Origin of the sequence: Exiguobacterium sp. s21 (genome assembly GCF_018617975.1) — a bacterium.
GTDB classification, from domain to species: domain Bacteria; phylum Bacillota; class Bacilli; order Exiguobacteriales; family Exiguobacteriaceae; genus Exiguobacterium; species Exiguobacterium mexicanum_A.
Window position 1 is genome coordinate 6,995 of record NZ_JACSLF010000020.1, and the last position, 12,413, is coordinate 19,407.

A 12,413-nucleotide genomic window follows, 5' to 3' on the forward strand; every position below is an offset into this window, starting at 1 on the left:
GAGGTGGTGGGATTCGAACCCACGCAGGCTATTACACCCCTGACGGTTTTCAAGACCGTTCCCTTAAACCACTTGGGTACACCTCCAAAAAAAATATGAAATTGTTGAGCCTCCAAAAATAAAAATGGAGGAGGTGGTGGGATTCGAACCCACGCAGGCTATTACACCCCTGACGGTTTTCAAGACCGTTCCCTTAAACCACTTGGGTACACCTCCAAAGCTCATATACAATTGGTGAGCAATCATCTCGCTCGACATGATTTATAGTATCAACTTGGCAAGCAGATGTCAAACCCTTTTGTGCAAAAACATTAAAAAAACCAAAAAAATCCCGCCTGAATGATCCGTTTCAGACGGGTTGGTTTGTTCATTAGTGAGGCATTTCAATTTTCTCGATACCGCCCATATATGGACGTAGCACTTCTGGAATGACGACTGAACCGTCAGCCTGTTGGAAGTTCTCTAAAATCGCAGCGACGGTCCGGCCGACAGCGAGACCAGATCCGTTAAGCGTGTGGACGAATTCCGGCTTCGCGTTCGCTTCGCGACGGAAACGGATTCCGGCCCGGCGCGCTTGGAAGTCTTCAAAGTTCGAGCAAGATGAAATCTCGCGATACATCCCTTGCGCCGGCATCCATACTTCGATGTCATATTTCTTCGCAGCCGTGAAGCCGAGATCGGCCGTACACATGCTGAGCACTTGATATGGGAGACCGAGACGCTTAAGCACTTCTTCAGCGTGGCCCGTCAAGAGCTCGAGTTGTTCATAAGACTCTTCAGGTTTCACGAACCGGACGAGCTCGACTTTGTTGAACTGATGCTGACGAATGAGCCCACGCGTGTCGCGACCAGCTGATCCCGCTTCTGAACGGAAACAAGCGCTATACGCCGTATACGTGATTGGAAGTTGGTCTTCCGTGATGATCTCGTCACGGTGCATGTTCGTTACCGGAACTTCTGCCGTCGGTACGAGGAAATAGTTCGTATCCGCCACTTTGAATGCGTCTTCCTCAAATTTAGGAAGTTGTCCCGTCCCGGTCATCGCGTCGCGGTTGACCATATAAGGAGGGAGCACCTCAGAATAGCCATGTTCATCGGCATGCATATCCATCATGAAGTTGATGAGGGCACGTTCGAGACGGGCGCCGAGACCTTTATAAAAGACAAACCGGCTGCCTGTCACTTTACCCGCTCGTTCCACATCGACAATTTTCAAATCTTCCATGACGTCCCAATGTTGTTTGAGTTCGAATTCGAACGTCGGTTTTGTTCCGACTTCACGGATGGTGACGTTATCGTCTTCCGTTTCTCCAATCGGCGTTGATTCGTGCGGGATGTTCGGGATACTGAGGAGAATCAAGTTCAATTCGGCCTCGACTTCACGCAACTCTTCATCGAGCAATTTGATTTCGTCCCCGAGGCGACGTGTCTCGAGAATCGGTGCATCCGCATCTTGTTTGTTGCGTTTTAATTCCGCAATTTGCTTCGTCGCTTCATTTCGTTTCGCTTTCTTCACTTCAACCTCATTGATCAAGTTGCGGCGTTTCTCTTCCAACTCTGGGAAACGGTCAAGCGCACTCAAATCCTCGCCGCGATGAGCTAGCTTCGTTTTAATCTCTTCAAAATCTGTTCGTAATCGTTTAATGTCTAACATTCATTATTCCTCCTTTTTCACATAAAAAAGGTGGCACGCCCCTTTCCCGTAGGAAAGGGACGAACCACCTTGGATCCGCGTTGCCACCCTCGTTGCCCGAAATCGGGCCACTCGATGCACGTAACGTGTGCGTAACGTGACTTGTTTCCAAGCCAATGCTCCGAGGCCGATTCGGTTACATCATCCCACTAGTTTGCACCAACCACTAGCTCTCTGTCAGTAGATGACCGTAACGTACTTTTCCCCATCATTGCATCTGTCATTGAATTAGTTTTACTTTACAACATCTCAACTCTATCGACAAGACTCAGTTTTCCGAGCACGAGTCGAATCTCATCTAAAAAGTCGGAGAAGGCACGCGTCATACGTGTCAAAAACGACGCCATCTCGACCGGTTCGGCCGCGACGAGCGTTCCTTTAGGTGGAAGTTCACCATCTAGATACCGAACGCTTCCAGAAGGCTCGATGGTGACGGTCCCGACCTGTTGATCGGCCGCAATTGGGGCTTTCGTATCCGGAAGATCGTAAGTCGGTTCAGGTACATCCTGCCCTTTCTCGACGAGCACTTCAAAGGCCGACGTCGTGCGCACTTTCGCTATCTCGACCGCACCTTCAGCGACATGGAGCGTCGCCGGGACGATTTCGCCTGTCCGTAAAATCGGGGTTAAGACGAAATCTCCGTATGCATAGTCGTGAAGAGCCTTTGTAGCGGTATAGCGTCCTTGATCGGTCTTCGCTCCGAGAACGACCGACAGCACGGTACGTCCATCTCGCGTCGACACGCCGATGAAGCAGTAACCGGCATCGTCGGTCGTGCCCGTTTTGAAGCCAAGCATGCCCGGATAGGCTAAATCTCGACCGGCGAGCATCCGATTCGTCGCTTCGAAGCGGATCCCGTCGATGTCGACATACGCTTGTTTCGTCACATCGAGCACTTCCGGGAACTTCGTCAAATACGCCAAAGCGAGCATCATCAAATCATTGGCCGATGTCAAATTCTCCCCTGGACGTCCCGCTGACACAGAGTCAAGTCCCGATGCATTGGCGAACGTCGTTTGGGTCATGCCCAGTTCGGTCGCCCGTTCGTTCATTTTCTTCACGAATACCCCTTCCGAACCAGAGACGGCCTCGGCCAATGTGACCGCTGCCTCGTTCGCGGAACGAATCAACGCCACATCGTAAAGTTCTTTTACCGTGTACGGTTTATTGACGAGCGGAATCCGAGCCAATCCTGGTTTTCGGGTCAGCGCCAACGCCTTGTCGCTCGGGGTCACTTCTTGGTTCCAACTGAGGTCACCCGCTTCGATAGCTTCTCGGACTAAAAATGCGGTCATCAGCTTCGTGATTGATGCCGGAGGAAGCATGGCGTCCTCTTCTTGTGAGAACAGGATTTGTCCCGTCGTCATGTCCACAAGCATCGCGCCGGTCGCATCAACTTTAGGTGCCGCCGATGCATCCGTCGGCACGATCATATTTAAAAGGATAGCCCAAACGAGCATCCATCCGATCCATCTTTGTCTCACGGTCTTGCCCCTTTCTATACGTATCTCGTTACAGTGTAGCAAAAAAACACATGAAAAAGGCTCCCTATTTGCTAGGGAACCTTTCAATCAGACGAGTTGTCGCTTCGTCGCTTCAACCATGTCCAAGAAATAGCGGTGCATCGACAAGTCGTCCGTCAATTCCGGGTGGAACGAGCAGGCCATATACTTGTCATACCGAACCGCGACAATCGCTTCTTCGACCTCGGCGAGCACCTCGACGCTCGCTTCGACCGATGCGACTTGCGGCGCTCGAATGAACACTGCTTCGACAGTGTCATCGATTCCATTGACAGTCAAATCGACTTCAAAGCTATCAACTTGTCGTCCGAACGCATTTCGTTTGACCGTCATTGGGATTTTACGCAAGTGCGCATCATATCCTTCGACTTCGGTCGCGAGCAAAATCAAACCAGCGCACGTTCCAAACATCGGCAACTCCGTATTCTCACGTAACGGCTCGAGCAACTCGTACCGATCGAGTAGGCGACGCATCGCCGTGCTCTCCCCACCCGGTAAGACGAGTCCATCGATTCGATTTAAGTCATCGACCGAGCGGACGACGAGCGTATTCGCACCAAGTGCTTCGAGCATATGGACGTGTTCGCGAATCGCACCTTGCATTCCGAGTACACCAATCGTGGTCATCTTACCAACCTCGCGGTGCCATGAGTTCTTCTTGTTTGAGCGTACGGACGTCGAGCCCTTTCATCGCTTCGCCGAGTCCTTTCGACAAGTGCGCGATGCGCTCATAGTCATCATGGTATGTCGTTGCTTCGACGATGGCACGGGCAAATTTCTCAGGGTTCTCCGCTTTGAAGATTCCTGATCCGACAAAGACGCCGTCCGCTCCGAGGTGCATCATGAGTGCCGCATCGGCTGGTGTCGCAATTCCGCCTGCTGCGAAGTTGACGACCGGGAGGCGACCTGCTTCACGGATTTGCATGAGTACTTCAAACGGGGCACCAAGGTCACGCGCTTCCGTCATCACTTCGTCGATGCTCATCGAGAGCAAGCGTTTCACTTGGGCTTGAACGGTACGCATGTGACGAACTGCTTCAACGATATTGCCGGTTCCCGGTTCACCTTTCGTCCGAATCATTGCTGCCCCTTCGCCGATGCGGCGTGATGCTTCACCAAGGTCACGCGCGCCACAGACGAATGGTGCGTTGTAGTCACGTTTGTAGAGGTGGAACTCTTCGTCAGCCGGTGTCAATACTTCGCTCTCGTCAATGAAATCTACCCCCATTGATTCAAGGACACGTGCTTCAGCGATGTGACCGATCCGGCACTTCGCCATGACCGGTACCGATACCGCACCCATGACGTCTTCGATGATTGTCGGGTCGGCCATACGAGCAACGCCGCCCATTTTGCGAATATCTGAAGGTACGCGCTCGAGTGCCATGACGGCAACTGCACCTGCTGCCTCAGCAATTTTGGCTTGCTCTGCGTTGATAACGTCCATGATGACGCCACCTTTTTGCATCTCGGCCATACCGCGTTTTACTTTGTCTGTCCCTACTTGTCTCTTTTCCAAATGGATTCCCTCCAATAAGCTAGTCTACTTGCAAGTATAAATTGATTTGACTATATTGAAAGTGCCAGTTTTATATTTTTTGAAGTGGTCAGTTTAAACAAAGGACTTCATTTCCCGATTCTCGAATGTTGTAAAGAGTAAAGGAGATGATGGAATGGACCAATGGAACAGTCGTGACGAGGCGCATGGACGAAGCTTTTTCGGGAAAGCCGGAGTGTTTTCACTCCTACTCGTTATCGGATTCATGCTCTATTTTTTCTTTGGCTGACTAGAAAGGACACACCATGGATATGCTCACGTTCTCGCTCGAGGCTGACTCGAGCGTCCCGTTATATGAACAACTCTATTTGCACATTCGACAAGCCATCGTCGATGACACCCTCACCACCGGGACAAAACTTCCGTCCAAACGTAAGTTAGGCGAGTTTTTAGATGTATCACAAACGACAGTTGAACTGGCTTATGCCCAGCTGCTCGCGGAAGGATATATCGAGTCGTTGCCACGCAAAGGCTTCTACGTGTTACCGCAAGAAGAACTGTACGTCCGGCGCGGCAGTAGCGTCATCGAACCGCTCCCGGTGAAAAAAACATATGAGTTCGACTTGTATCCGAGTCAAATCGACACGACCGCTTTCCCATTCGAACGTTGGCGCCGGCACTTAAAACAAGTCGTCTCGGAAGAACATCACGATTTGCTGTCACTTGGCTCTGTACAAGGCGATTTCGTCCTTCGTCAAGAGATTGCGACCTATCTCTATCATTCGCGCGGTGTGCATTGTTCTCCCGAGCAAATCGTTGTCGGATCAGGAACCGAGCAGCTGTTGCCCCAATTGTTAGAACTGTTGCCGGATACCACGACGTTCGGCATTGAGGATCCGGGGTATCCGCTCACCCGCCAACTTTTCGCCCATCAACGACGGACGTTCATTCCAATTCCTGTCGATGAGAGTGGCGTCCGTGTCGATGTGGTGGAACAAGCAGCCATCGATGCCCTTTATGTGACACCGGCCCATCAATTCCCGACCGGAACGATTTTATCGGTCAGCCGCCGTCAACGTCTGCTCAACTGGGCATCGGAGCAGCAAACATATGTGATCGAAGACGATTATGACAGCGAATTCCGTTATAGCGGTAAGCCCATCCCGTCCTTGCAAAGCATGGATCAAAACGAGCGGGTCGTCTATTTGAGCACGTTCTCGAAATCGCTAATGCCTTCATTGCGAATCGGTTATATGGTGCTCCCCCCTCCGCTGTTGAATCGCTACCGGGAACGTTATCGTCACTTCACATGCAGCGTGCCCCGCTTCGAGCAACACACGTTGGCCGAATTTATGGCGACCGGTGATTTTGAGAAACACTTGAACCGGATGCGGAAAACATATCGACGTAAACTTGAAATCATCATCGCCGCTTTCAAACCGTACGAACCGATTGTCTCCATCACAGGGGCGAGCGCGGGGCTTCATGTTGTGCTATCTGTCCAAACGACAAAGTCGAGCGAAGAATTAAAACGTCTGGCCGAAGCCGCAAGTATTCGAATCAATGCGATGACCGATTATCGCATCAACTCAAGCGATACGGTCCCACAGCTTTTATTCGGGTTTGCCGCCTTATCTGAAGAAGTATTACCCGCTGCCGTCAGTGCACTCATGTCGTGTTGGAACATTGAGAAAGGAAGAGATTGATGAAACGGTCACGCTATTTCGTCGGTGGTCTCCTCTTATTAATCGGTACACTCCTGTTATCCGAATCGTGGGGGAAAGATCAACTCGCGACGTGGAACAGTCAACAAGTGACCGCCGAGATTCAACCGAAACAGCCCGAAACCGGCGAATTTGAGTTTTCAAACGTCGAGCCGTTATCTTGGGAACAACTATTGACTGTGCGCAATCGGTTTCACGAACTACCGACCCTGGGTCTCATTTCCATTCCAGATGTTAACCTCGAACTGCCCATTTTATATGGCCTCGATAACGAGAACTTGGCTGTCGGTGCCGGAACGATGGATCCGTCCCAGCACATGGGGACCGGAAACTACGCACTTGCCGGCCACTATACGCAAAGCCCGACCGCACTGTTCGGGCCACTCCATACCCTCGACATCGGCATGTCCATCTATGTAACCGACATGAAGCACACGTTCCAGTACGAAGTTACTTCCCTAGAGACTGTCCCCCCGACACGGGTCGACGTGCTCGACCCGACAACAGAACCGACGATTACACTCGTCACATGCACGTTCGATGCGACCGAACGTTTGATTGTCAAAGGACGCTTCGTGAACCAAACGCCTCTCTAACCGATAGGCGTTTTTATTATTTTTCAAAAAAAATATTATGAGCGCTTACATATTCAGCTAAACTATTACTGAAACCGTTTGCACAATTTTGACAATTCGTTGCCCTGTAGACGACACATTCCATGAAAGAGGTGCTTTATGAAGAAGAAAACGGCACGACAGACGACCACGTTACTTTTATCATCCGTTCTCCTCATCCAAGCCGGCGTCCCGATGAACGCATTGGCCGAGCCTGCGACAATCTCGATTGATGGCTTAAAAACGGATTGGGCGAATACGCCAGCGCTCGCCACATCCCCACAGGCGGGTTGGCAAGGATTCGATTTAGGAGACGTCTATCTGCAGAACGATGCGCGTAACCTTTACTTTTATGTGGATGCGAACAACGTCCCGAACTGGGGCGACAATGGTCAGTACATAAATATCGCCCTCCAAATCAATGAACAAGATTCAGGCGTAGCGACAAACCCGCTTGGCTATCCGTTCAACTTTAGCCAAACCGATAAAAAACCACAGTATCATATTTTACTTCGCGTCGATGGCGATACATCAGTAAAAGAAGCTGCTCTGTATGAAGCAGGTAAATCCACACCACTCGCAAACTTAAGCAACTTGAACGGCGCCTCGTTTGCTATTGACCGCACGAAAGGCTTTGAAGGCAAAATCCCATTGTCCCTGCTTGGCCTAAGCAACGAGGATACCGTTCGGGTCCTCACGGTACTCAGTGGGAATAACGCTACCGAGCATGGTGCGTTCGACACGATTCCAAGTAATTCGGCCAACAAAGTCGCCGATAGTTGGAACGTTTCGGCTACTCCGTCGACACAATCGGTATATAGCCCAGCCTTCACGTTGAGCGGTGTCGAGACGGTCAGTCAACTCGAAGTGACAGCAGTCACACCGGCCAATCAATCGGAACAAGTGGACATCAAATCCCCAATCACTTGGACGTTCAATGAACCTGTGTCGTTAGACGCTTCGAACATCAGCTTGATGAATGGCGAGACAGCTGTACCGTTCACGGCTGAAGCGAGCGGATCGACAGTGACCGTCACACCGACCGAAGCACTCGGCTTGAATCAAACATATACCGCGACCCTTCCCGCGGACGCTGTGAAAGGAAACCTGTCGAACACGACGTTACCGGCATTGACGACGTCATTTAAAACCATCACTGAAATCGCCGATCCATGGAAAACACAACGCTACATCGAGATGTTGTACGTCCGGGCCGACAACGATTATACCGATTGGAATTTATGGACGTGGAGCACTGGTGCCAAAGATGGCCAAGTAGATCCATACAAAATCACTGAAGAAGGTGCCGTCTTCCGTATCCCGGTCGGAAAAGATGCGACCAACGTAGGCTTTGTCATCCGCAAAGGCACGGATTGGGCCGTGAAGGATGGTTACGGGGAAGACCGTTATGTGAAACTCGGCAATGATCGAGTCACAAAGGTCGTCGTCGAGAGCGGAAAAGGAACGTTCCACCAAGTACCGACGATTCAAGGGCCCGTGTTTGAAGATGGTGCCGTCACGTTCTTCTACCGTGACAAAGCATTGTATGAAGAAGGACAACTCGATGAAATCGACAGCGTCGCGTTAAAAGTCAATGGCACGACATACCCGATGACTTACGAAGCGAAGAACGAATGGTTCCGTCATACGGTAAAATTGCCGGAAGGGGAGCATGATTATACATTCCTTGTCACGAAAGACGGTGTCACGACTGAAGTGAAAGACCCTTACTTTGAGGCGTCGAGCGTTGAATATCGTCGTCCCAACGTCAAATTGACCGCTTCTGTTGCTCCAAAAGCGATTAGTTCTCGAGAAAACGCGGTCGTCCAGGTGAAGCCGACGTTGCCAAAAGGTGTCCAATTACGAGAAATGTACATCGATGCCCGTCCACTCGGTGGACCAGCCAAACTAGCGGTCGACCCGGCACTGAACAAACAGACGATTGCAGTGAAAGATACTGTCAAACCAGGCAATAAGTATTTGACGATTACGGCGATCGACCAATACGGAAACGTTCATAAGACGAAAACATCGTTGACGGTCCGACCGGTCTCCATGAAAGATAAGCAAGAATTTGATTGGGACGAGGCTCGGATTTACTTCATGCTGACCGATCGCTTCTATGACGGGGATAAAACGAATAATAACCCGAATGGTGAATACTACGACCAAGACCATCTTGAGTCGTATCACGGCGGCGACTTTGCCGGCGTCACGAAAAAACTCGACTATTTGGACAAGTTAGGTATCAATACAATTTGGATCACACCGATCGTCGACAACATTGATTGGGATCTTCGTTACGGTAAAGACGGCTCACAGTACGGCTACCACGGCTATTGGGCGAAAAACTTCGAAAAACTCGATGAGCATCTTGGGGATATGAAGGCGTTCCATCGTCTCATCGACGAAGCAAACGCACGTGGCATCAAGATTATGGTCGACGTCGTCCTGAACCACCCTGGCTACGGCATGGAACCAGGAGCTGTGGACACAGGTGCGACAAACTTCCCGACAAATCAGGAACGTAAAGCGTTCGAGGGGATGATTCGTTCGAACCCGGTCGATGGGGATGATTTAAAAATGTCACTCTCTGGGCTGCCAGACTTTAAAACAGAGGAAGCAGCTGTTCGTGAACAACTCGTCAAATGGCAGACAGATTGGATTAAACGCTCGAAGACGAAAAAAGGTAACACCATCGACTACTTCCGCGTTGATACAGTCAAACACGTCGATTCGACAACATGGAAATCGTTCAAAAACGAGTTAACGGCACTTAAACCAGACTTCAAGATGATTGGAGAACATTACGGCGCGAGTGTAAACAACACGGGCGGTTACTTACAGAGCGGCCAAATGGATTCGCTACTCGACTTTGACTTCAAATATCAAGCTGAGCGGTTCATCAATGGGAATATTGATGACGTTGAGAGTGCGCTCCAATACCGCAACACACAACTCTCGAATGAAGCGACGCTCGGACAGTTCCTCAGTAGTCATGACGAAGACGGTTTCCTCGTATCACGTGCCGGAGGAGATGAAGGAAAACACATGGTCGCCGCTTCGCTTCAAATGACGGCGAAAGGTCAACCTGTCATCTACTATGGTGAAGAGGTCGGTCAGTCAGGAAAACATGCCTTGGATATGGATAAAGGCGAGTTCAATGAAAACCGTTATGACTTCGACTGGAAGCGAGTCAAAGGAGAAGGCAAAGCGATGCACACGCACTACCAGAAGCTTCTCAATATTCGTGCTGACTATTCGAAAGTATTTAGCAAAGGAACACGGGCCGTTATCTCGGGTGGGTCTGCGAAGGGATATTCTGTCTTTGAACGAAAACACGGCAAGGACTCGATCCTTGTTGCCTTGAATACGACAGAGGCGAAGCGGACGATTACGTTCCAAACGAACCTTAAGTATAAGACGAAACTTGTCGATCGCTATAGTGGTCGAAACTATGTGGTCAAACGAGATGGCAAAGTCACGGTCAGCTTGCCTGCGCAAGATGATGGCGGTACAGTCATTCTTGTCAACAAAGCTAAAAAATAATAATAAAAAGCCGTTGCCTCTGAATCGAGACAACGGTTTTTCGTTTAACGTGAGTAGTTTGGAGCTTCTTTAGTGATATGAACATCATGTGGGTGGCTTTCTTGCAAGCCAGCCCCTGTCATGCGGATAAACTGCGTATCTTCGCGTAACGCCCGAATGTCAGCTGCCCCACAATAACCCATTCCTGAGCGAAGGCCACCGATGAGTTGATACACCGTATCTGCCAACTCGCCACGATAAGCGACACGACCTTCAATACCTTCCGGCACGAATTTCTTGTCCGCTTCTTGGAAGTAGCGATCTTGGCTTCCACGTTTCATCGAGGCTTCAGAACCCATTCCACGGTATGTTTTGAACTGACGTCCTTGATAGATTTCCATCTCACCTGGACTCTCTTTCACACCAGCGAGAAGACTACCGAGCATGACCGCATGACCACCAGCCGCAATTGCTTTCACGATATCACCTGAATACTTGATTCCACCATCGGCAATGACTGTGACACCATGTTCTCTAGCTTCTGTGACACAATCGTATACCGCTGTGATTTGTGGAACGCCGACACCTGCTACGACTCGTGTCGTACAGATTGACCCTGGGCCAATCCCGACTTTGATGACCGATGCACCGGCTTCAATCAAAGCCCGTGTTGCTTCGGCTGTCGCGACATTCCCTGCAATAATCGGGAGTGTCGGGAACATGTCACGTAACTCTTTTACTTTCTCAATGACGCCGGCTGAATGCCCGTGAGCTGTGTCTACCACTAGAGCATCGACACCAGCATCGACAAGGATTTGAGCACGCGATGCGGCATCTTTCGTGACACCGACGGCGGCTGCAACGAGTAAGCGACCTTGTTTGTCTTTCGCTGCGTGCGGAAACTGTTCGACTTTCTCAATATCTTTTGTCGTAATGAGACCTTTTAACACACCTGAATCATCAACGAGCGGTAATTTTTCAATCCGATGTTGATGAAGAATGCGTTCTGCTTCTTCAAGGGACGTCCCTACTTTTGCGGTGACGAGGTTTTCCGTTGTCATGACATCCGCAATCACTGTCGAGTAATCTTTAATGAAGCGAAGGTCGCGGTTTGTTAAAATACCGATCAATTTGCGTTCGGTTTCCGAATTAACGATTGGAACACCTGAGATACGGTATTTACTCATCAAGTACTCTGCATCGTACACTTGACGCTCAGGCGTCAAATAGAATGGGTTCGTGATGACGCCGTTCTCCGAGCGTTTAACGCGATCGACGTGTTCTGCCTGCATCTCCATCGACATGTTTTTATGAATGACTCCTAGACCGCCTTGGCGTGCCATAGCGATGGCCATCGGAGCTTCTGTGACCGTATCCATACCTGCACTGATGATTGGTACGTTCAACTCTAGACCTTCACAAAGTTTAGTGCTCAAACTCACATCTCTTGGCAAGACATTTGAAAAGCGCGGTACGAGTAACACGTCATCAAACGTTAATCCTTCTTTTGCAAACTTGTTTTCCCACATAAAAATCGATTGCCCCTTTCCCTATCGGACCCGAATCTTTGTTTCGAAATATTTCTGTAATGGTAACAGGTATAGGGCGAAAGTGCAATTCAATTCACGATGTTCAGAAAGTTCAGAATTGTGTTCGTTCCATTCACTTTCATCTTTTAATGTTCGGAATTAGATTGTATGTGTCGCTTACGAATAGAAAATTTAATGACAATCTACAAAAAAAGACGACCAAGCGGATGCTTGATCGTCCTTCGCGTTGGCCTGGCAACGTCCTATCCTCACAGGGGGAGACCCCCAACTACTTTCGGCGCTG

General features: G+C 49.9%; 8 protein-coding genes, 2 tRNA genes and 1 other annotated feature. Of the genes, 3 read left to right on the forward strand and 7 right to left on the reverse strand.

Translation table 11 applies throughout. The annotated features are described in order from the left end of the window. From KNP06_RS14845 to pdxS, 6 genes are all read right to left on the reverse strand, one after another. A tRNA-Ser gene (locus tag KNP06_RS14845) sits at positions 1 to 86 on the reverse strand. A gap of 39 nt (positions 87 to 125) precedes the next feature. Beyond that, positions 126 to 216, reverse strand: a tRNA-Ser gene (locus KNP06_RS14850). A gap of 154 nt (positions 217 to 370) precedes the next feature. Further along, a complete protein-coding gene (gene serS / locus KNP06_RS14855; RefSeq protein ID WP_214712904.1) occupies positions 371 to 1,654 on the reverse strand; it encodes a serine--tRNA ligase in 1,284 nt (427 codons plus the stop codon). Positions 1,655 to 1,706: 52 nt separating this feature from the next. After that, positions 1,707 to 1,914, reverse strand: a binding site (T-box leader). Positions 1,915 to 1,932: 18 nt separating this feature from the next. Continuing rightward, a complete protein-coding gene (locus tag KNP06_RS14860; RefSeq protein ID WP_308162326.1) occupies positions 1,933 to 3,177 on the reverse strand; it encodes a D-alanyl-D-alanine carboxypeptidase family protein in 1,245 nt (414 codons plus the stop codon). Between the two features lie 87 nt (positions 3,178 to 3,264). Beyond that, positions 3,265 to 3,843 carry a pyridoxal 5'-phosphate synthase glutaminase subunit PdxT gene (pdxT, locus tag KNP06_RS14865; protein ID WP_034781903.1) on the reverse strand — a complete coding sequence of 193 codons (579 nt, stop codon included), beginning with the start codon at positions 3,841 to 3,843 and terminating at the stop codon, positions 3,265 to 3,267. A 1-nt stretch (position 3,844) separates the two neighbouring features. After that, positions 3,845 to 4,735 carry a pyridoxal 5'-phosphate synthase lyase subunit PdxS gene (gene pdxS / locus KNP06_RS14870; RefSeq protein WP_214712905.1) on the reverse strand — a complete coding sequence of 297 codons (891 nt, stop codon included), beginning with the start codon at positions 4,733 to 4,735 and terminating at the stop codon, positions 3,845 to 3,847. Positions 4,736 to 5,019: 284 nt separating this feature from the next. Between pdxS and pdxR the strand changes: the two genes are divergently transcribed. The 3 genes from pdxR to KNP06_RS14885 all read left to right on the forward strand — a co-directional run bounded on the left by pdxR (position 5,020) and on the right by KNP06_RS14885 (position 10,601). Continuing rightward, positions 5,020 to 6,420, forward strand: coding sequence for a MocR-like pyridoxine biosynthesis transcription factor PdxR (pdxR, locus tag KNP06_RS14875; RefSeq protein ID WP_034781910.1), 1,401 nt, complete (start codon positions 5,020 to 5,022; stop codon positions 6,418 to 6,420). Beyond that, on the forward strand, positions 6,420 to 7,034 hold the full coding sequence (locus KNP06_RS14880) for a class A sortase (protein ID WP_214712906.1): 615 nt from the start codon (positions 6,420 to 6,422) through the stop codon (positions 7,032 to 7,034). Before pdxR ends, KNP06_RS14880 begins: the two co-directional genes overlap by 1 nt. Positions 7,035 to 7,172: 138 nt before the next feature. After that, a complete protein-coding gene (locus KNP06_RS14885) occupies positions 7,173 to 10,601 on the forward strand; it encodes an alpha-amylase family glycosyl hydrolase (RefSeq protein ID WP_214712907.1) in 3,429 nt (1,142 codons plus the stop codon). Between the two features lie 44 nt (positions 10,602 to 10,645). Here the strand turns inward: KNP06_RS14885 and guaB are convergent, their stop codons facing one another. Beyond that, positions 10,646 to 12,109, reverse strand: a complete 1,464-nt coding sequence (guaB, locus tag KNP06_RS14890; protein ID WP_034781919.1) for an IMP dehydrogenase — start codon at positions 12,107 to 12,109, stop codon at positions 10,646 to 10,648. Positions 12,110 to 12,413 lie beyond the last annotated feature (304 nt).